At 60.9% G+C, this 21,435-nt stretch carries 11 protein-coding genes; 8 read left to right on the top strand and 3 right to left on the bottom strand.

The features are described from left to right. Positions 1 to 39: 39 nt before the first annotated feature. A complete protein-coding gene (locus D5261_RS02350) occupies positions 40 to 1,254 on the top strand; it encodes an aspartyl protease family protein (protein ID WP_119323847.1) in 1,215 nt (404 codons plus the stop codon). Here the strand turns inward: D5261_RS02350 and D5261_RS02345 are convergent. Together D5261_RS02345 and D5261_RS02340 are read right to left on the bottom strand one after the other, a co-directional pair. Continuing rightward, on the bottom strand, positions 1,246 to 1,662 hold the full coding sequence (locus D5261_RS02345) for a DUF6157 family protein (protein ID WP_174721495.1): 417 nt from the start codon (positions 1,660 to 1,662) through the stop codon (positions 1,246 to 1,248). The genes D5261_RS02350 and D5261_RS02345 overlap by 9 nt on opposite strands. Beyond that, the gene (locus D5261_RS02340; protein ID WP_165864514.1) at positions 1,659 to 4,163 is read right to left on the bottom strand and encodes a carboxypeptidase regulatory-like domain-containing protein; all 2,505 of its coding nucleotides are present in this window, start codon (positions 4,161 to 4,163) and stop codon (positions 1,659 to 1,661) included. The genes D5261_RS02345 and D5261_RS02340 overlap by 4 nt, the downstream gene beginning before the upstream one ends. A 129-nt stretch (positions 4,164 to 4,292) precedes the next feature. Here D5261_RS02340 and D5261_RS02335 point away from each other — a divergent pair, with 129 nt between their 5' ends. The 6 genes from D5261_RS02335 (at position 4,293) to D5261_RS02310 (ending at position 16,684) form a co-directional block, all read left to right on the top strand. Next, positions 4,293 to 6,956 (top strand): MGH1-like glycoside hydrolase domain-containing protein, encoded by a 2,664-nt coding sequence (locus tag D5261_RS02335; RefSeq protein ID WP_119323849.1) that lies wholly within the window; start codon positions 4,293 to 4,295, stop codon positions 6,954 to 6,956. Positions 6,957 to 7,040: 84 nt separating this feature from the next. Further along, a complete protein-coding gene (locus tag D5261_RS02330; RefSeq protein WP_119323850.1) occupies positions 7,041 to 7,901 on the top strand; it encodes a cytochrome b/b6 domain-containing protein in 861 nt (286 codons plus the stop codon). Positions 7,902 to 8,147: 246 nt separating this feature from the next. After that, positions 8,148 to 10,778, top strand: a complete 2,631-nt coding sequence (locus D5261_RS02325; RefSeq protein WP_119323851.1) for an ATP-binding protein — start codon at positions 8,148 to 8,150, stop codon at positions 10,776 to 10,778. Then, entirely contained in the window at positions 10,771 to 12,819 is a 2,049-nt protein-coding gene (locus tag D5261_RS02320; RefSeq protein ID WP_165864515.1) for a response regulator, read from the top strand. Before D5261_RS02325 ends, D5261_RS02320 begins: the two co-directional genes overlap by 8 nt. A gap of 52 nt (positions 12,820 to 12,871) precedes the next feature. Next, entirely contained in the window at positions 12,872 to 13,846 is a 975-nt protein-coding gene (locus tag D5261_RS02315) for a response regulator (protein ID WP_119323852.1), read from the top strand. Between the two features lie 45 nt (positions 13,847 to 13,891). Beyond that, positions 13,892 to 16,684 (top strand): PAS domain-containing hybrid sensor histidine kinase/response regulator, encoded by a 2,793-nt coding sequence (locus D5261_RS02310; RefSeq protein ID WP_165864516.1) that lies wholly within the window; start codon positions 13,892 to 13,894, stop codon positions 16,682 to 16,684. A 19-nt stretch (positions 16,685 to 16,703) separates the two neighbouring features. Here the strand turns inward: D5261_RS02310 and D5261_RS02305 are convergent, their stop codons facing one another. Next, entirely contained in the window at positions 16,704 to 18,797 is a 2,094-nt protein-coding gene (locus D5261_RS02305) for a response regulator (RefSeq protein ID WP_119323854.1), read from the bottom strand. A gap of 374 nt (positions 18,798 to 19,171) precedes the next feature. On the opposite strand from D5261_RS02305, the gene D5261_RS02300 reads away from it, so the two are divergent. Beyond that, a complete protein-coding gene (locus D5261_RS02300; protein ID WP_119323855.1) occupies positions 19,172 to 21,349 on the top strand; it encodes a putative bifunctional diguanylate cyclase/phosphodiesterase in 2,178 nt (725 codons plus the stop codon). Positions 21,350 to 21,435 lie beyond the last annotated feature (86 nt).

Raw genomic sequence — 21,435 nt, 5'->3', positions numbered from 1 at the left:
GCGACGGCCGTTTTGCTTGCGATAAGAACGGGGATACCCATGATCGATTTTTCGCGGCGACGCGTACGCCTTTGCGCGATTGGCGCCGTTGCCCTGTGCAGCCTGGCGTCTTGCGGCGGACGCGCCGTAGGAACGCCATCCGAACCGGACGTTTCTCTCGAAGGACATCTCTCGACGGTTCCCATCACGATCGATCAGGGGCATATCTTTGCCGCAGTGGAGGTGAATGGGAAGCCGGCGGTGTTCGTGCTGGACACCGCCGCGGGCGCGGATGTTCTTTCGGTCACTGCGGCAAAACGGCTCGGCGTGATCGCGAGCGATCCCAAGAAGCCGCTGGTGGCTACCGGGGCGGGCGGCCATCAGCAGACCTGGCTGGCGCATCTGGAGACGCTCAAGGCGGGCGGGGCCGTTCTGCGCCAATCTCCGGTGTTCTTGCTGGATCTGCCGCCGATTCTCAAAGCCGATGTGCTGCTGGGATATGAGTTTCTGCATCGCTTTGTCACCACCATCGACTATCAGGCGCGAACCGTGACGTTCCGCGACGCGGCCCCGCCGTCCGCCGATGGCGCCGCCGCGCTGCCCTTCGTACTCACCGGGAACGTCCCGGGGATCGAGGCGGAGCTGGACGGCAAACGGGGGCGCTTTCAGATCGATACAGGCGACGCCGGCGCAATCGACGTCAACACGCCCTTTGTGACGCGCGACCATCTGCGGGACAAGTATCCCAAACGCATGGATATGATCACGGGGCTGGGAGTCGGCGGCGAGGAGCGCAGCAGCATCGTTCGGATCGGATCGTTAAAGATCGGCTCCGTGACAATCGCCAACCCCATCGCCGATCTGTCGCTGCAAAAGCAGGGCGCCTTCGCCGCCTCCGATGTTTCCGGATCGCTGGGATACGGCGTGCTGTCACGCTTCAAAGTGACCCTGGATTATCAATCCGCGAAGATCGTCTTGGAGGACGCCGGCCTGGGGGATCAGTCGTTCCCCTACAATCGCTCCGGGGTTGGATACTCGCTGAGCGGCGGCGTCCCCACGGTCACGGACGTGATCGCCGGCAGCCCGGCCGAGCAGGTCGGCGTGAGAGCCGGCGACCAGATCGTGGAAATCAACGGCGTCCCGATGGATGACGGCGGGATCCGCCAGCTCCGAGACGCCGTTCGTGGCGCGCCCGGCGAGAACGTGCGACTCAAGCTGCGCGCCCCGGACAAGGCAACTCGCGATATCACACTGACCCTGCGCGAGTTACTTTAGCCGCTTGCCGCGCATTGCGGGGACCTGCTGAAGATTGGGGCTGCCCGCATACCGTTCATACTCCGGACTTTCGACGGCGACGAGGCCGATTTTCCCCTCGCCGTCGAAGTGAATGCCCCAGCCGTGAGTCTTCGCGAGCCCCGATGCCCGGAGGCACGCGTGGGGGCGCGAAAAGAACTCCGCCCAAAGCGCGTCGCGTCTTGCGCGGCGCTCCTCCTCGGAAACGCTGCTGCGCCGCAAATGCACTTCAAACAGCAGTTCTTCCTGCGTATAGAAGTACGGACGCTCCGTCAGCAATTCATACTCCAGAGCGGGAATCGTTTTGGCCTCGCCCTTGCTGGCCGGGATCTTCGCCGCGACGGCCGTGCTGTCCGTCGCGATGTGAATGAATGCGCTGTAGTAGTTCATAACGATGCGTGCTGCTTCAATCCCTCCTTGAGCGTTGCGCTCTCGGAATCCGTCAAAGTCGGCTGGGCTTGCTTGAGCGTGTCCAGAAAGAATTGAACGTCGCCGGCTTGCGTCGGCATGCCCATGTTCTCGCCATTATGGATCGAATCGCCGAGCTTCTTGCCGTTTGCATCGAGAACGACGTAAAAGGGGACACTGTTTGGGCCGCCGTACTGCTTGTAAATATCCGTTCCCCCAGGATTCTCCCACTTTTTCTTGTCGTCGTGCTCCCAGATATCGAGGTCCTGAATCACGAAATGCTTTTCCAGGGTCGGCGCGATTTTTGGGTCCTCCAGGAAGCGATGCAGCATGAAGCAGGGACCGCACCAGGAGGCGTGAAAGACGAGCAGGACGCTCTTGCCGCCGCCGGCCGCTTTGCTCTCCGCCGTCTTGAGGAGCGTCTGCGCATCGCTGCCGTCCCCGTGGTTCGTCGTATCGGCGTCAAGAGCCGCGACGAACCGTTTGCTTTCTTCCTCTATCTCGGCGCGCGACTTGACCGTGATTTCATTGTCATCTCGTCCAGACGTGACCTGCACCGACGCCTGCCGTTCTTCCGGCGCTTCCACTTGGAGAAAGGTTTTGTCTCGGGGAGCCCCACTGATATGAAATCGCCCGGTTTTATCCGTCACCGCTTCTCCTTGTGAGATCGCGGAGACGGTGACCTTGGCCCCGGCGACAGGCTTGCCTTTGGGATCGACGATGACGCCGCCGATGAAGCTGTCTGCTTTGGTCAGAGCAACCGACCCCATTGCGAGCGTTTTGCCTGCGGCGGCGGGGATCTGTGTGGAGTAGTTGCTTGCGTACCCCGGCGCCTCCGCGCGTACGCTGTACTCGACATCGGTGTACGTTGCTGGGAATGTATAGCGCCCTGCGTCATCAGTGTTGACGCTGTCGACATCCATCCCCCCGTTTCTCTTCGTCCAGCGCACGAGCGCCACTTTTGCATGCGGAAGCGGTTTACCATCCTGATCGTTGATCTGCCCGGAGAAGACACTGAGCGCATTGGCCGTGAGATGCAGCGTGATGGAAGAATCATCCGCAGGCGGCGCCACGCCCGCGAGTGTCGCCAGATTCCCGGAACGCGCGAAGAGGCGGGCGTCATCTCCGAACAGACTGGGATTGAAGGTGAAGCGCCCTTGCTCGTCCGTCGTCTTGCTCGGAAATCCACTGAATGGATCCTGAAGCAGCACCTCCGCTTCCGCGACGGGGGCGCCGTCGGGACCGACAACTACGCCGTGAATTGCCCGCACCTCCTTGGGCGGCGCGATCTTCCAGTCAAGAGTCTTCGTTTCACCGTCGGCGATCTTTATCGTTTGCGGCTCAACATAACTGTTGGAGCCGTAGGTGTAGACGGAAACGGTCTGCGCTCCGGCCGGCGCATGGATTTTGTACATCCCATTATTATCGGTCTGCACGCTTAAGCTGCCGCGTGAGGTGGACGGGTGCGCAGGTCCGGTTACGCTGACACTCGCGTTCGCGACGGGCTTGCCCGTCACGGGGTCCGTCACATGCCCGGTGATCACGCCTCCGTGAATCAGCGTGAAGTTGACACCCTCAGTCTGCTTGCTGGCGGCAATCGCGACGGCGGGATGTGCGACGGCTGTCCATTCGTTGGCTTCATTTGGCGGAAATGACAGCGACACATCGTAGGATCCGGGCTTCAAGCGTGGGATCGTGTAGCGGCCGTTTTTGTCGGTCGTCGCGACCCCTTGTGCGTCGTCGTCGCCAATCCCCATCGCATCCACAAACACGCCGGCGGCAGGACGATGCGTATCGCCATAAACGGCGAGGCCTTTGATGGCGCCTGCATGCTGCAAATGCAGGATGGCGTCGCCGGTCTTGGCCGATTTCGCGAGCTTGACCTCGCTGCGCCAGCCGAGATCCGCAAAGCGATCGTCTTCGACGAATAGCCTCACTCCATAATCTTGAGGCAGTCCGTTGAGCGTTGCAAACCCCTGAGCATCCGTCCGAACATTCCATAACGCCGAGAGGGTTTTGTCCCAGTAAACAAAGATATCCTCGTTGTTATGACGCCATGAGAAATATTGCGGATGGAGGGCGGTGTTCGGCTCTGGGGTTCCCTTCTCATCCACCAACCGCACGCGGACGCTTGTGCGCGGCTGAAGGATAATTCGACTGTTTTCACCGGCCATCGCCAGGCCAACCCCTTCGGCCGAGGTGATATATAAGAGGCCGACTTGATAGTGTGGCGAATCGGCTGGGGCCGTAAAATCGAATCCGCCATCCGCATCCGTCCGCGTGGTTTGCGACGCAATGGGCTTGCCGCCGGAGAAATTCGTGGCTAAAAACATTGCCGTCGCTCCAGCCACCGGCTTGCCGTCCGGCGTCAGCGCCTTCCCGTGGATATGAAACGGCTTCGTCTGCTCACGCGGGAGCGCGTGACCGGGCGTCGCCGCCGAAAGAAGAACCGCGAATGCCGTACATCGGGCGAATAAGTTCATGAAACCGCCTCCCGTTTTCTCATTGGGTGAGTATTCTTCCCTACATAACGAATTTCCTGGCGATTTTGTTTCGCGGGATCGCATCAATCCCACGCAGGACACCGGGCGTTCAGTCCCGAATAGTGGCGCATGGCAATTTTGGATAATGAGCGTCGTCGAGTGGAAGAGTGCGCGCCGGGTCCGGCGCAGGTGGAGTGGAAGCGGTGGGGGCCTTATCTGAGCGAGCGCTCCTGGGGGACGGTGCGGGAGGACTATAGCGCCGATGGTTCGGCGTGGACGTACTTTCCCCATGACGAAGCCCGGTCCAAGGCGTACCGGTGGGGCGAGGACGGACTGGGCGGTATCTGCGACGACAATCAGAAGCTGTGCTTTGCATTGGCGCTCTGGAACGGCAAGGATCCCATACTGAAGGAGCGCCTGTTCGGCCTTTCCGGGCCGGAGGGGAACCATGGCGAGGATGTCAAGGAGTATTACTTCTACCTGGACAGCACGCCGACGCACTCCTACATGAAGTTCCTCTACAAGTATCCGCAGGCGGCGTTTCCCTATCAAGACCTTGTCCAGACCAACGCCGAGCGCGGCAAGCTCGATACGGAGTATGAGCTGCTGGATACGGGCGTCTTCGACGACAACCGTTACTGGGATGTTTTTGTTGAGTACGCCAAGGCCACGCCCGAAGATATCTTGATCAAGATCACGGTCCATAACCGGGGGCCGGAGACGGCGACGCTGGATATCCTGCCGACCCTCTGGTTCCGCAACACATGGGACTGGGGGTATCTCAGCCCCAAGGGAACGGTGTCGGCGTCCGCCGGCGCGGAGGGCGTGTGCGCCATTGAGGCGCACCATCCCGAGATGGGGCTGCGTCGCCTGCTCTGCCTGGACACGCCGGAGATGCTGTTCACCGAGAACGAGACGAACAGCGCCAAGCTTTATGGAACGACCGCCGGCAAGAACCTTTATGTGAAAGACGCCTTCCATGAGTACATCGTCCATGGGAAGCAGGAGGCCGTAAACCCCGCGCATACAGGGACGAAGGCGGCGGTGCGGTATAAGGTGGAGGTTGAGGCGGGCGGCGAACATTGTATTCGGCTGCGGCTGACGCCGCGCCGCCCCAGCGCCGAACTGCTGGGACCGGGCTTCGACAGCCTCTTTGAAGCGCGCATTCAGGAAGCCGATGTGTTTTACGATGCGGTTGGCTCGCCGGAGCTGAGCGCCGATTCGCGCAATGTCCAGCGGCAGGCCTTCGCGGGCATGCTCTGGTCGAAACAGTACTACCGGTACAATGTCCAGCGCTGGCTAGACGGCGATCCGACCCAGCCTCCGCCTCCGGAAATCCGCGAGAACGGCCGAAACCACGACTGGCGGCATGTCAACGGCGCCGATGTCCTCTCCATGCCGGACGCCTGGGAGTACCCATGGTTCGCCGCCTGGGACCTCGCGTTCCACTGCATTCCGCTGGCGGTGATCGACCCGCACTTCGCCAAGCAGCAGCTGCTGGCGCTGACGCACGAGTGGTATCAGCATCCAAACGGCCAATTGCCCGCCTATGAATGGGCGTTTGGCGACGTCAACCCGCCGGTCCACGCCTGGGCCGCGTGGCGAGTCTATCAGATCGAGCGGCGTGTGCTTGGCGTCCCCGGCGACACCCTCTTCCTCAAGAAGATCTTCCAAAAGCTTCTGCTGAACTTCACCTGGTGGGTCAACCGCAAGGACTTGGAGGGAAAGAACGTCTTCCAGGGCGGCTTCCTGGGCCTGGACAACATCGGGATGTTCGACCGAAGCCAGCCGCTGCCGACCGGCGGCTATCTGGAGCAGTCCGACGGCACAAGCTGGATGGCGATGTACTGCCTGAACATGCTGACGATCGCTCTGGAGCTCTGCCGGGAAGACCTGTCCTATGAAGACATGGCTACCAAGTTCTTCGAGCACTTTGTCTATATCGCCCACGCCATGAACAACTTCGGCGAATGCGATGAAGATCTGTGGGACGAGACCGACGGATTCTACTACGATGTGCTGCATCGCCCCGACGGCTCGCACGAGTTCATGCGCGTCCGCTCCATGGTCGGCCTGATCCCATTGCTCGCCGTCGAGACCATCGAAGAATCCCAGTACGAGACGCTCAAGGATTTCAAGGCCCGAGTCGAATGGTTCGTGAACAACCGGCCCGACCTGTGCCAGAATGTCGCCGACCTGCACTCCATCGGCGACCACGACCGCCGCCTGCTTTCCATTGTGGACCCCAGCCGCCTGCGCGTGATTCTGGAAAAGATGCTCGATGAGACCGAGTTCCTGGCGCCCACCGGCCTGCGCGCGCTGTCCCAGTATCACCGCCAGCATCCCGTCAAGATGCAGGTTGACGGCGTCGAGTACCGCGTGGATTACGAGCCGGCCGAATCCAGCACCGGCCTCTTCGGCGGCAACTCCAACTGGCGCGGCCCGATCTGGTTCCCGCTCAACTACCTCCTGATCGAAGCGCTCCAAAAGTACGACTACTACCTCGGCCCGGACTTCCCGGTGACCTTTCCGACCGGCTCCGACCAGCAGCTCTCGCTGGGCGAAATCGCGGCAGAGCTCAGCCGCCGCCTGACCCGCACCTTCACCCGAGGCGCCGACGGCCGCCGCCCCGTCTTCGGCGGCTCCGAAAAATTCCAAACCGACCCCTATTGGAAGGACCTGATCCTCTTCTACGAATACTTCCACGGCGACAACGGCGCCGGCATCGGCGCCAGCCACCAGACGGGATGGACGGGACTGGTGGCGAAACTGATCGAGCAGAGCGGAGATTAACCCTCACATCGAACTTTTCGCGCGTCTCGTCCGTTCCTTCCAGCAGAAGCGCTGCGGACACCGTGGCGAAGAGGAGAAAACGTCATGGCGGTCGCTCATGCGATACCCGCCGCGCCGGAGACGGTTGCGGTTGTTCCCAAGCATCATATTCTGGTTCGCATCTCGCACTGGCTGAATATCCCGCTGCTGCTGGGGCTGGGGCTGAGCGGCATGTCGATTTACTGGGCGGCGCCCGTCTACAAGCACGCGTATCACGAGGCGACGGCGAGCGACGACTATGTCGCGGATCTTGGTCGATGGATCGTCACGCACGCGCACATCCACGGCTATGCGCTGCCTGGAGCGCCCGAAGGAGATCCGCGCCCGGCGGCGAACGACTGGATCTACAACCACTTTAGCCTGGGCACGGGACTGCTGGCGAACGCCTTAAATCTGCACTGGCTGTTCGCCTATCTCTTCATGGCGAATGGGATTCTGTATTTGATCGGCCTTTCCATGGGCGGCGGGTACAAAGCGCTGCTGCCGCGCCGAACCGATCCCGCGCAGGCCTTCGCCATGATTCGCTTCTATCTGGGTCTGGTTCCCGCGAAGCTGCTGCGCAAGCCCTGGAAGCATCCCGTCATTACCTCCAAATACAACGCCTTGCAGCGCGGCGCTTACGCCAGCATGCCGGTGGCGGCCACGCTTTCGGTGCTGACAGGGTGGGCGATCCACAAACCCCAGCAGCTCGGCTGGCTTCAGGGCCTCTTCGGCGGCTACGACCTTGCCCGCGTCTGGCACTTCTGGTTGATGTGGTACTTCGCGGCCTTCGTTATCCCGCACGTTGTTTTGGTGCTCGTCGACGGGTGGGATACCCTGCGATCGATGGTGGTGGGCTGGAGCGTGAGAACGCCGCACGCCGCGCTTTCGGACCATTCTGCTCCGAAAAACTCTCGCAAGAAATAAGACTCACGTTCCTCCGCGATAGCCGCCGTTCCAAAACGAAGCGCAACTTATCTCACTTGGAACGGCGTTGCTCTAGATCCACGGATGCTCTCCAAGAACCACTTTCTGAATACTAAGCCTGCTTCATAAACTGCAAATCCCATTGTTTGTAATAACAGGATAATTCCGCTCCCGCGACGAATTATTCGCAATGACGCACGATGTGATCGAGTTCCCGTTTGTTTGCCGACATCTCAGAGGCTCACAATGCTGAAGCTGCTGCTGCGCCCTGCCGCTGTCGTGATGAACAGACTGCGGTATCCGGTGAAATTTGCTCTCATTGGTCTGTTGTTTTTGCTACCGTTGCTGGTCGTGATGTTTTATTTCCTGACGGAAATCAACGCCCGAATCAACTTCGTCAATCTTGAGATGGAAGGCGTTGCGCTGGACACTCCTGTCGTTCAGCTTTACGGTGATATTTTACAGCGTCAGCAATTGGTCGATCTTCGAAGGCTGGGGATTCAAAAAGATACGGCCTCGCTCTCGCAGCTCGACGGGAAGATCGATTCCGATATTGCCAATATCGACGCCGTCGCGCGCGTCTTTCCCAATGTGTCGATTCTGGGCGCCAATTGGGGGAAGATCAAGAACGACTGGAATCTCCTGAAAAGCGGATATGGCATGGAATGGCCGGAGAAAAGCCTGGAGCGCCACTCCACGCTTCTCAATGAAATCGCGATCATGATCGGAGATTTCAGCACCGACTCCAATCTCATTCTCGATCCAAACGCCGATAGCTATTACATGATCGATACGGCCGTGGACTGCATTCCTCATGTCCTGGTCAACCTCGGGCGAGCGCGGCTGGCGGGAGTGGAAGTCGCGTCGCGCAAAACCGCGACGCTGGGCGATCTGCGGCAGCTAATTGCCGGCGACGCCCAGATTTCCACACAGTTTGCGAATATCCGGACGAACCTCAACCATGTCTATGCCGCCGATCCCACGCTCAAGCAGAGCCTGGAGGGCGGAACGCAAAGCTTATTGACGTCGGGAGATCGGTTTCAGGAGCTCATCTCGTCCGGAGTGCTCGCCTCGGGTAAACCCACCGTCTCACCCTCGAATGTCATCCTGGCGGGAAACGACCTCCAGGAAGCCGCCCTGGAGTATCATGGCGCGGTGATCTCTACCCTGACCCCTCTGCTCAATCACCGGCTGCGTTTATATACTCACAGAAAAGAGCTGGTGGTATGGCTCGCCGCGGTTTCGTTGACCTTCGCGGTATATCTGCTTTCCGGATTTTATGTCGGGGCGGTCGAAGGGATCGACCGTTTGCTCGATACCGTCCAGCGGATTGCGCACGGGGATTTTGATAAAACGGCGACATTCCATCGCCCGGACGAGATTGGGCGCTTGGCCGCCGACTTGGAGGATCTGGTCCAGAACCGCACCACCGAGCTCACGGACGCCCGGAACGTGGCGGAGGGCGCCAATAAAGCGAAAAGCGTGTTCCTCGCCAACATGAGCCATGAACTGCGCACCCCACTGAATGCGGTGCTCGGGTTTTCCAATTTGCTCGTGCACGACGCGAATATCTCCGAGGATAATCGTAAGACCCTTCATATCATCAACCGCAGCGGCGAACACCTGCTGGGATTGATCAACGACGTGCTCGATGTCGCCCGGATCGAGGCGGGGCGGATTGTCATGGAATCCACTCCATTTGATATGGGCGCGATGCTGCGCGACCTGACCGACATGATGCGGCTGCGCGCCGAAGAAAAGGGCTTGTTGTTGATTTACGATCAGTCCTCGCTTTTTCCGCGCTTTGTTCGCTCCGACGCCGCCAAGCTGCGCCAAATATTGATCAATTTGATCAATAACGCCATCAAATATACGCAGCACGGCGCCGTGACGGTGCGGCTTGACGCCGCGCCGGCCGATGTCCCGGACCGGGTCAAACTGACATTCGAGATTGCCGATACCGGGATCGGGATCGCCAGGGGGGATCGGGACCGTATCTTCGAACCGTTTGTCCAGCTCGGGGAGTCCACGGAAACCAAGGGCACCGGCCTGGGACTGACGATCACCAAACAATATGTGGAGCTGATGGGCGGCCGCATGGGGGTGGACAGCGAAGTGGGGAAGGGCTCCCGTTTTCATGTCACGGTAATGGTGGGCTTAGCCGAGGAATCCGAGATCTTGCGGGCGGATATCGATCGCGGCAGGGTCGTCGGACTCGTTCCCGATCAGAGGGAGTATCGGGTGCTGATCGTCGAGGACCAGATCGAAAATTCGCTGCTTCTGGAACGACTGCTTGCCGATGTCGGCTTTCGGGTCCGAGTCGCGGAAAACGGTATGGCGGGCGTGGAGATGTTTCGGCTGTGGAATCCGCACTTCATCTGGATGGACCGCCGAATGCCCGTCATGGACGGTATCGAGGCGACACTGCGCATCCGGGCGATGGAGGGCGGCGAGCACGTCAAGATCGCCGGTCTTTCCGCGTCCGCCTTTACGGACCAGCGTCAGGAGGCGCTGACCGCCGGCATGGACGATTTCGTGAGCAAGCCCTATCGGCCCGAGGAGATTTACGATTGCCTGGCGCGTCAGCTCAATGTCATGTATACTTATCAAGACACCCCGCCGGCCGTGCTTTCCCTCGCGTGCCCCACGGCGCAGGAGCTCTCGGCCTTACCGCCGCTTTTGCGCAAAGACTTGATGGACGCTCTCCTGCAGCTCGATATCGCGTATGTCGCCGAAGCCATCAGCCGGATCTCCCAGCAGGACGCCGCGATTGGCCGCGCGCTCGCGTTTCATGCGGAAACGCTCTCATACACGCCGATCCTGCAATCCCTCCAGCAATGCGAGCAGGGCGCCATCCAAGGACGATCACATGAGTAAGGGAACGATTCTGATTGTTGACGACACCACCGATTCCTTGCGGTTGTTAGCAGAGATCCTCCTGGCCGAGGGATACACGGTTCGCCCCGCCGATAGCGGTGAACTGGCGCTGGCGTCCGCCGCCACGAATCCTCCGGAACTGATCCTGCTCGATATCCGCATGCCGAAGATCGATGGGTTTGAGGTCTGCCGCCGCCTAAAGACGCGGGTGGAGACGCGCGATATCCCCGTCATCTTTATCAGCGCGATGAACGCGATTGACGAGCGCGTGGAGGGCCTGAAACTCGGCGCCGTGGACTTCATCTCCAAGCCCTATCAGCGCGCGGAGCTGCTTGCGCGCGTGCATAACCATTTGACGCAAAGCCGGATGCGGCTGGACCTGGAGAAATTGGTGATGGAGCGCACGGCGGAGCTGCGAATTTCGAAAGGGGTGCTCGATCAGGCGGTCAAGAGCGCGATGGAGCAGCACGATTGGGGACTGGCCGTCCGTCTGATGGAGGCCAACGCGTTTCCGATCATTGCCCAGAGCGAGGAAATTCGGCAGTGGCTGCTGGGCTTGCCCGCGACGGCTCTGGAGGCGCAGCCCAAGCTGGCGTACTGGCGCGCGTTCGTACTGCTCGGAACGGGAAAGCTGAGCGCGGCGGAGGATGCGCTGCGCATCGCGGAGCGGGGATGCGCGCGCGAAGGAGATCTCCTCGGCCAAATCTCCGTCCGGGCCATGATGGCGAGCGTTGCGGCGTCGCGCGGCGAGGGGGCGCGAAGCGTCCTGCTGTCCAAGGAAGCGCTTGGGCTTATCCCCGCCGACTCGTATCTTTCGCGCGCCCTGGCGCATCACTGGCTTGGCTGCGCTTATTGCGTCTCAGGCTTGCCGATCCTTGCGGAGGAGGAGTTTCTGGAGGCGAACGCCCTGAGCGAGCGCTTGGAAGGCGCCCAGCGCTGGCTCATTCCCATTTCGTTCGCCTGGTACGGCCGCGCGCTCTTTCTACAGGGGCGCTGCAACACCGCGCTCGCCGTGTGCCGTCAGGCGTCTTCGCTGGACCGTCAATACGGCGGCGTTCTTTATTCGCCCAACATTCTCTTTGAGTGCGATATCCACATCGAGCGCAACCTGATGGACGCGGCCAGCCAGCTTCTCGGCAAAAGCCTCGACCTGTCCGGCCCGGTCGATCAGTGGAACGCCGAGCCTTCGGCCTGGGTGAGCGCGGCGCAAGTGCGTTACGCCGAAGGCGATTCGGAAGCGGGCGATTACATTGTTGAGAATCTGTGCGCGTGGGCGAAAAGAAATGGCGGCGTTCACTTTCAGAACCTGGCGGAGGCGGTGAGAGCTCAGTACTGGCTCAAGGACGGCCAGCTGGAGCGCGCCGCCATGTGGGCCGCAGAACGAGAGTTGGGCGTCGACGATGAGATTGAGTATTCTCGCGAACGCCTTTATTTGGCCGTCGCCCAGCTGCGTCTGGAAAGGGACCGGCGAGCCAAGGATCCAGCGTCCGTCGGCCACGCGATCCGTCTTCTGGGCCGTCTGAGGTCGGCCGCCGAGCGAGACTGCCGAATGGGAGACGCCCTGCAATGCCTGGTGCTCGAAGCGCTGGCGTTCGACCAGGTCGGCGATCTCGACGCGTCCTATAAGGCTTTGGAAAAGGCGCTGTCCCTGATCATTTCCGAAAGCTCGTTCCGAGTCCTGCTCGACCAAGGCGCTCCAATGCAGCGGCTGCTCCAGGCCGTATCGCGGCGGGGCCTGCTGCCGGAAACGACCTCCAGTTTATCCGCCATGTTCGATCCGGCCCCCAGCGGCGTCTCCTCGCAATCGGAGGCGGCGTCTTCAATGGCTACGCACGAGCCGCTCAGCGGGATCCTGACGGAGCGCGAACTGGACCTTTTGAAATTGATCCACGCCGGTTATTCCAACGCGGAAATTTCCGACTCGTTATTCATCTCGCATAACACGGTAAAAACACACATAAAAAACCTTTATCTCAAGCTCAACGCCAGAAATCGAACCCAAGCTCTGGCGCGCGCGAGAGATTTCGGCATCATCGCATAAAGTCATCTTGGAATTTTTGATGGGTGAGCCTTTCCCGCGTGGAGAATAGAGAATGAGCAGAGGCGCTATCTTAGTGGTCGACGATACGATGGAGTCCTTAAAGCTGTTGACCAGCATACTCATGGCGGAAGGATACGATGTGCGGCCCGCCGACAGCGGGCAATTGGCGCTGGGATCCATCGCGGTGCGTTCTCCGGAATTGATATTGCTGGATATCCGCATGCCGGGCATGGACGGGTTTGAGGTCTGCCGTCAGATCAAGGCTTCGGCGGCGACGCGGGATATTCCGATCATCTTCATCAGCGCCACCCCGGAGGTAGAGGAGCGGGTGGAGGGACTGAGACTGGGCGCGGTGGACTTCATTATGAAACCGTATCAGCGAGAGGAGCTCTGCGCGCGCGTCGAAACCCATCTGGAGCTGTCTCGGCTTCGCTCCCGGCTGGAGCAGCTTGTCGCCGAACGCACCGCCGAGCTGCATGAGGCCAATGAACAGCTTCGTCTGACCGCGCATCAGCAGCGGCGATTTTTACGGGATATGCTGTCGAGCGTCACGGGCGGCGCCCTGGTGCTCTGTCAGGGCGATGAGGATCTGCCGCGCCCGCTGTCGCTGTATGGAGAGCCGATCTCGCTGTCGGCGACGATCGGGCTCCGGTCTCTGCGCATTCGAACGCGTGAAGCGGCCAGTCATATCGGTCTGTCGTACGAGCGCGGCGTCGACCTCGTGACCGCAGCCCATGAGGCGGGAATGAATTCCGTCGTCCACGCCGGTAACGGCGTGGCCCGAATCTTCACGGCGGATCATATCGACAAGATCCAGGTGCGAATCGATGACTCCGGCCCGGGGATCTCCCTGGATAACCTTCCGCAGGCGACTCTGCAAAAAGGGTTTACGACGGCGGGAACGCTCGGCCACGGCATGAAGATGATGCTGTCCATGGCGGATCGCGTTTTCCTCCGGACCGGTCCCACGGGAACGACGGTCGTCCTGGAGCAAAATACGGAAAAACCCGCCGATATGTTTCGGTAGGCGCCGCAGGCCGGCATGGACGGAACGGCTGGAATGAATAGATTTTTGAATACTCCTATATTTGAAGACGAAGAAAAATCGCGCCGCTCCAAAATGCTGAATATGATGCTTGTCAGCATCATTGCCCTGCTGTTCCTGGGAACCCTGACGCCATTGTTCGCGGGAGGGATCGGGCGCCGGGTATGGCTGGACGGCAGCGCGATCTCGATCTTGTCCATCATCCTCTTGATGAATCGGCGCGGTCATTTGGAATCCGCCACGCTCATCTTTCTGAGCTTGCTGTGGCTCTGGCTCACGGTGGGCGCATTTACCGGGCATGGCGTCCACGCTCCCGCGCTGGCTGCGTATATGCTCGTGATCGCCTCCGCAGGCCTGCTGTCAGGTTGGCGTTTTCTCGTCTTTTTTACGACGATCAGTATTCTCAGCAGCGTGATCCTGGCCTTCGCGGAGATCCATGGGCGATTGATGGATACGGGCGTCGTTCACACGCCGGTTACTCTGGCCGGAAGCTATTCCGTCATATTCGTGATGATGGCGGTGCTCATGGCGATCGCGCTCAGGAGCATTCAGGAGGCGCTGGCGCGCGCCCATCAAGAGATCGAGCAGCGCCGCGCATCGGAGCTCGCGCTGGCGCAGAGCGAAGAGCGGTATCGGGCGCTGGCGCAGAACTTGCCCAACGGCGCCGTGATGCTGTTCAACGCGGACCTGCGCTACACGCTGGCGGGGGGAACCGGCCTGAGCGAAGTCGGGCTATCGAAGTCCGGTCTGGAAGGAAAGACGCTGTGGGAAGCCCTGCCCCCTGATACCTGCCGGCTTGTGGAGCCGATGTATCGCGCCGCGCTCGCGGGCGATTCCGTCATTGAAGAAGTCCCATTCGCCGATCGCCTGTACTCGGTCCATGCGGCGCCGATCCGGGACGGCTCCGGCCAAGTCATATGCGGCATGGTGCTGACGCAGGATATCACCGACCGGAAGCAGGCGGAAAACGCGGTGCGTGACAGCGAAGAAAAATTCCGCAGGATTTTCGAAACGATCGAAGACTCCTACATGATGGCGAGCATCGGGGGAACCGTTATTTCCGTCAACCCGGCCTTGGTAAAATTACTGGGATACGGATCGCCGGAAGAGATCATCGGGCTCAATACGAGCCGCGACATTTATATCGACCCGGACGAGCGCAGCGCGGTGATTGCGCTTTTGAAAAGCGCCGGCGCGGTCAACAGTTACCCGCTGAAATTTCGGCGAAAAGACGGAGTCGTGATCTACGCCGACTGCAATATCCATTTTGTTTACGACGATCAAGGGCAGCCGGCAGCCGTTGAAGGCACGTTTCGAGATATGACCGAGCGGATGCAGTCGGAGCGCACTCTCCAGCAGTACCAGGAGCATCTAGAGGACCTTGTGCAGCAGCGAACGGTGGAGCTCACCGTGGCCCGAAACCAGGCGGACGCCGCCAATCTCGCCAAAAGCGTATTCCTGGCGAACATGAGCCATGAACTGCGAACTCCGCTGAACGCCGTTCTGGGATTTTCCTATTTGATGCTGACGTCGCCGGACCTGTCGCCGGACCAGCATAAGACTCTGGACATTATCAACCGAAGCGGGGACCATTTGCTGCGCCTGATCAACGATGTGCTGGACGTCGCCAGGATCGAAGCGGGGCGCGAAGTCGTGAAGCCGACCGACTTCGACCTGATCCGCACGATACAGGATGTCACGGATATGATGCGGGGACGCGCGCAGCAAAAGCGGCTGCCGCTGATCGTGGAGCAATCCACGCAGCTGCCGCGCCTGGTGCGCGCCGATCAGGCGAAACTGCGGCACATCCTGATCAATCTGCTCGGCAACGCGGTCAAGTTTTCCGAATATGGCGGCGTCACTCTGCGAATCGAATCGGCCCCAGGCGAATCCGATCGTCTGGATCTGATCTTCGAAGTGGAGGATACGGGATTTGGCATCTCCCCGGAAGATCAGGCGCACATCTTTGAGCCGTTCTTTCAAGCCGGCGTTCCCACCGAGCAAAAGGGAACCGGCCTGGGTCTCACCATTACGAAGCAGTTCGTGGAGCTCATGGGCGGAACCATCCGCGTGAAAAGCGTCGTCGGCGCGGGATCGTGTTTCCGGGTGACCATCCCCGCGCAATTGGGGGAAAGCTCCGCGGTCAAGCCGGCGGAAATCGATCGCGGGCGCGTGATCGGGCTTGCGCCCGGTCAGCCGAGCTACAAAGTGCTGATCGTCGAAGACCAGATCGAAAACTCGACCCTGCTGCATTTGCTGCTGGAGGGGATCGGTTTCCAGACCCGGGTTGTGGACGACGGCGCGAAGGCGGTCGAGCAATTTCAAAGCTGGCGCCCGGACTTTATCTGGATGGACCGGCGCATGCCAGTGATGGATGGGATTGAGGCGACCCAACGCATTCGGGCGATGGAAGGCGGACGAGAAGTCCGGATCGCCGGCCTGACCGCTTCCGCCTTTTCCAGCGAGCAGGACGAAGTGCTTGCGGCGGGGATGGACGATTGTATCGGCAAGCCGTTTCGACCGAGTGAGATCTTTGAGTGTATGTCCCGCCTGCTCGGCGTCCAATATAAATACGAAGAGATCGCGACGGAGCCAGCCGGTCATGGGCTGCTTTCCGTGGACGCGATCGCGGCCCTCCCTGCGGAATTGAAGGAAGAACTCAAAGACGCGATTCTGGCGCTCGACACGCGCCAGATTTCCGCGATCATCCAGCAGATCTCCGAACGGAATCCCGCCGTCGGGAAGACTCTGAGCGAGCACGCCGAAGCGTTCGCTTACACGTCGATGCTTCAGGCGCTGCAGGACGGAGCCGAGGGGTGAACGGCGGGAACCCGAGACGTTAGTTGGCGAGGAGGCCCAGCGACCGCGCGCGCGCGACGGCTTCGGTGCGCGTGGAGGCGTTGAGCTTTTGATACAGGTGCTTGACGTGGGTTTTGACGGTGTTGTTCGAGATAAAAAGCGAATCGGCGAGGCTGGCGTTGGTGAGGCCGGCGGCGATGAGATTGAGCAGCTCGAACTCCCGGTCGGTCAATGGATTGATCAGCTGGAGCGTTCGGTCCAGGTCGAGGCTGGATTTCGCGGATTGCGGCTGGGAGGGCGAAGGGCGATATCCGAACGCGCCGGAGGGCCGGGCGCTCGCGAGGGGGCTTTGGAACATCGCGCTGAGCCCCGTGGTCGTCTCCCGCAGCACGCCGCGCGCGGCGGCGGTTTGGAGAAGATCGAACATCATCGGCCCTTCATCCAGAAACGCCCGGAATGCGCTTTCCGGGATCGCCATGGTCAGGCAGCGCTCCAAGGAAGCTAGCGCGTCGTCCAGGCGACCGGACTGCGCGATGGCGAGCGTCTCCACGATCAGCGCCGACAGGGCGTGCCCCATGCGCCCGTCCGTCTCGGCGCTCCGGCGCAATCGGCCGAGCAGGGAGATCGCGCGGTCGAGGAGGCTTGCGTCTCCCGTATTCGCGCCGCGATGCGCGTACAGGCGCGCGAGCGCCAGATAAGTCGGCTCCTGCGCGTATGCAAAATCGTTCTCCGCCGTCAATTTGCGTTCGATGGACCACAGCCAGGCGCGTTCGATCTGTCCTTCTTTGAGCCAGTAATTAACGCGGATCGCCTCCGCTTTCTCCTTGACGGCCGGCGCGTTGTTTCGGCGCGCCCACTCCACGAGATCGTCGACCACGTGGTCGCCTTGGCGAACGTCTCCGCGCGCATAACGGAAGACGGCGGCGGTCAGCCATGAGTTCGGCTGCGAGAACCACTGGTCGAGCGACCCATTCACATCCAGGGCTTTTTCCAGCGACTGCTGCGCCACATCCAGGAGATTTCGGCCGATCAGGATATCCGCTTCCAGCATGTAGCTGATCGCGACGGTCGGTCCGCCGTACTGACGCTCCAGCGAAAACGACTGGCGGCAGACCGCGAGGGCGTCGTTCAAGCGTCCCTGAAGGTAGAGAGAGCGACCGTACCAACTGTAACAAACGGGGGTGAGCCAGCGGCGCGAGCCTTCCAGCCGCTCGCACATCGAGCACGCGGTGCGAAACATCTCCTCGCCGCGCATCGGCTGGCCCGACATGCAATAGGCGCTTCCCAGCCACAAATAACCAAGCGGACGTTCTTCAAAGCCAAGGCGGGCGGCGAGCTCCAGTCCTTCGCCCGCCAGACTGACCGCGCTGGGGCCGTCGCCGCGCAGCTCGGCGGCTTTTGCGCGCACGGACCGAATCCGCCACTGGTCCCGCGAACGGTCCGAGCGTTCACATTGAATGTCCGCCTGCTCCGCGATGGCTTCCGCCGCGCCGACTCTGCCGAATCCCAGCAGAACGTAGGAGCGCCAGAACGCCAGCCCCGGCTCGGCGTCGATAGCGGCCTGGGGGAGATTGAGCAGCCACTCCCGCGATTCTTCCTCCCAAAGCAGCATCACGAACGCGGTCGGCTCGAAGAGCCGCAGGACCAGACTCCAATCCTGAGATTCGATCGCCTGCTTGACCGGAATGGAGATCATCTCGGTCACCACCTGAAGCTTCATGGTGCGCTCGTTCACGACCTTTTCCAGATTCGCGCGCAGCCTGCCAAGCTCCAGATGCGTCTCGACTCGCGCCAGCAATTCTTCCGTGCGGAACGGCTTGGAGACGAAGTCGACGGCGCCCAGGCGAAGCCCCTCCACGCGCTCCTCGATATCCGTTGTCGCGCTCAGGAAGACCACCGGCACGTTGCGCGTCTCGGGCTGGATCTTCAGACGGCGGCAGACGTCGAACCCATTCATGCCCGCCATGTGGATATCCAGCAGAATGAGCTCCGGAGGGTTCGCCCTGGCGGACGCAAGCGCGAGCTCTCCGCTGCTTGCCGGGTGTACGAGGTAACCTTCCTTGTTCAGGACCTGCGTCAGCAGGCGCAGGGATTCCCCGGTATCGTCGGCCGCCAGGATCATGCCCTTTTTCATCGCCTTCTCCTGGTTGCGTGCTGCGGCGGAGCGGCGGATGGTGTTTTCAGCATCATGGGGTGGGCTATCTCAGGACGTCGTCGCGACGGGCAGTTGCGTGATCTCATCGGCGATCGGGCAAAAAAGATGAGTATTTCCAGACATAAGAGATCGATACGGGATTATTCGACGTGAAATCCTCGAAATCCTATCCGTTTTCTTACCAGGAAAATCACCCCGCGCTTCCGTGGATCTCACCCTAAGGGGCGATGCGCTGTTTCGGGAAAACACGCATAATCTTACTGTGATCGCAGCCAGCTCGCTTGTATCCATCAGGCGCTTTATGATTGTATTGCCGAGCCATCTCCAGCGCGATCGTTTCAGGGAGTTTCACCATGCCCACGATCAACGACAGTTTCGACCGCCTCAAGCACACCCTTCGCGATACCGAGGACCGCTATCAGCACATCGTCAAACAAGTGACCGAGGTGGTGCGCCAGCTCAAAGAGACTCTGCGTGATCTGGAGGAGCGCTATCAGCATATCGCCGAGCAGGCGACCGATGTGATCTTCCAATTGGACTCTCAGGGGCGGTGGGTCTTTCTCAACTCCGCCTGGACGCGGCTGACCGGTTATGGGGTGGACGAGAGCCTCGGCCGCAGCTTCCTGGAGGTCGTGGAGGAGAGTGATCGGGCGTCGAGTTTCGAGATCTTCACGCGCGCTTTGCGCGGCCAGAAGTGTGAGGGCCGCGAGCTGAACATCCGGACCAAAGACGGCGATCCCCGCACGGTGGAAGTCCGGGCGCGTTTGATGGAGGGGGCCGAAGGCTGGGCGCTGGTCGGCGTTCTGTGCGATGCGACGGGCCGCCGGCGCGCGGAAGAGGCGCTCACGCTGGAGCATGCGTTTCTGCGCGACATCATCGACACCGATCCCAATGCGATCTTTGTCACGGATGAGCATGACGCATTTTGTCTGGTGAACCGCGCGGCGTCCGCTCTGTGCGGAGCGGACGCCGATACGTTTATCGGCCAGCGCGCGTGCGATCTGGATCCTTCCGGGGATTACGGCGTCCTGTCCCATTTGGACGCCGCCGCGCCGGGGCGCGCCAGCGGCGTCTTCGATGCCCGCATCATCGACCAGAGCGGACGCGTGCGCTGGCTCCAGACCGTCAAGAAGCCGATCTATTCCGCGCTGACCGGCAGGCATTACACGCTGGGGATCGCCACGGACATCACCGATCGCAAGCGGCTCGAACACGAGCTCGCGCATCAAGCGCTCCACGATACGCTCACCTCGCTGCCTAACCGAGTGCTGTTTATGGACCGGGTGAACCGGGCGCTGGCGAATATGCGCCGGACGAGCCGGCCGAATGCGGTGATCATGCTGGATGTCGACAACTTTAAAGTCGTCAACGACGCCATGGGGCACGGCGCCGGCGACCGGCTTTTGATCGCGATCACGGAGCGGCTGCTGACCTGTGTCCGCCCCGGCGACACCGTGGCCCGGTTTGGCGGTGATGAGTTTACCGTGCTGCTGGAGGATCTTAACCACTCCACGGACGCCCTGTTCGTGGCGGAGCGCATTCTGGAGAGCTTCAAGCATCCGCTCTGTATCTCCGGCCGCGATGTCACCCCGACCGTCAGTATGGGAGTCGCGATCGGACACAGTGAAAATGAGCTGTCCGAGGAGCTGATCCGGAACGCCGATACGGCCATGTACCAGGCGAAGACGGCCGGCAAGGCGGGCTTTGCGTTATTTGACCCCTCCATGAACGCGCAGGCGGTCGAGCGGCTGGAGCTCGAAGGCGATCTGCGCAAAGCGATTTCGAACGGCGAGCTTACCCTCGATTATCAGCCGATCGTTCGCGCCCGGAACGGAGAAATCACCGAGTTTGAGGCGCTTGCCCGCTGGAGCCATCCGCGCCTCGGCCTCGTGCCGCCCACAAAGTTCATCCCCATCGCCGAAGAGACCGGTCTCATCATTCCCTTGGGGCTCTGGGTGCTGCGGGAAGCCTGCGCGGAGCGCCGGCGCTGGATCGCGGACGCCGGCGCGAACCCCGATCTGATGATCGCCGTCAATGTCTCACTTACCCAGCTTCGCCAGCCGAACTTCGTCAGCCAAATCAGCGCGATCCTCCACGAAACCGGCACGGAGCCCCGGCATGTCAAGATCGAAATCACGGAAACCGTGATGATGTTCGACGCCGAGGCGATGATTGAAAAGTTCGCGGCGCTCAAGCATCTCGGGGTGAGGCTGGCGATTGACGATTTTGGGACCGGCTACTCGTCCATCGCGTATTTGCTGCGCCTGCCCGTCAATACCGTAAAGATCGATCGGTTCTTCATCAGCCAGATCGGCAGGCAGCGGGAGGACGAAGTCGTCATCCGGTCCATCGTGGGAATGGCGCGCTCGCTGGGGATGGAGGTCACCTGCGAAGGGGTGGAGACGGAGGCGCAGCTGGCGATGCTGCGGAAGCTGGATGTCGATTTTGTCCAGGGTTACCTGATCGCGAAACCACTGCCGCCAACGGCCGTCGCCCAGACGCTCCGTCAAGGCGTCCCCGTAACTCCGTAATTTCCAGAGGGGCGGAAATCGAGTGATTCCGAGTATCATCTTGGACAATGCTCCCATCGCAAACTCACGACGTTCCGGCCTATCCG

The sequence above is a fragment of the Capsulimonas corticalis genome, from assembly GCF_003574315.2.
In the GTDB taxonomy this organism is placed as follows: Bacteria; Armatimonadota; Armatimonadia; order Armatimonadales; family Capsulimonadaceae; genus Capsulimonas; species Capsulimonas corticalis.
This window is presented reverse-complemented; position numbering and strand designations above follow the sequence as displayed.

Excerpts from the sequence above, each read along its gene's own strand:
- D5261_RS02350 (WP_119323847.1), top strand. The coding sequence starts at position 40 with ATGATCGATTTTTCGCGGCGACGCGTACGCCTTTGCGCGATTGGCGCC.
- D5261_RS02345 (WP_174721495.1), bottom strand. The coding sequence starts at position 1,662 with ATGAACTACTACAGCGCATTCATTCACATCGCGACGGACAGCACGGCC.
- D5261_RS02340 (WP_165864514.1), bottom strand. The coding sequence starts at position 4,163 with ATGAACTTATTCGCCCGATGTACGGCATTCGCGGTTCTTCTTTCGGCG.
- D5261_RS02335 (WP_119323849.1), top strand. The coding sequence starts at position 4,293 with ATGGCAATTTTGGATAATGAGCGTCGTCGAGTGGAAGAGTGCGCGCCG.
- D5261_RS02330 (WP_119323850.1), top strand. The coding sequence starts at position 7,041 with ATGGCGGTCGCTCATGCGATACCCGCCGCGCCGGAGACGGTTGCGGTT.
- D5261_RS02325 (WP_119323851.1), top strand. The coding sequence starts at position 8,148 with ATGCTGAAGCTGCTGCTGCGCCCTGCCGCTGTCGTGATGAACAGACTG.
- D5261_RS02320 (WP_165864515.1), top strand. The coding sequence starts at position 10,771 with ATGAGTAAGGGAACGATTCTGATTGTTGACGACACCACCGATTCCTTG.
- D5261_RS02315 (WP_119323852.1), top strand. The coding sequence starts at position 12,872 with ATGAGCAGAGGCGCTATCTTAGTGGTCGACGATACGATGGAGTCCTTA.
- D5261_RS02305 (WP_119323854.1), bottom strand. The coding sequence starts at position 18,797 with ATGAAAAAGGGCATGATCCTGGCGGCCGACGATACCGGGGAATCCCTG.
- D5261_RS02300 (WP_119323855.1), top strand. The coding sequence starts at position 19,172 with ATGCCCACGATCAACGACAGTTTCGACCGCCTCAAGCACACCCTTCGC.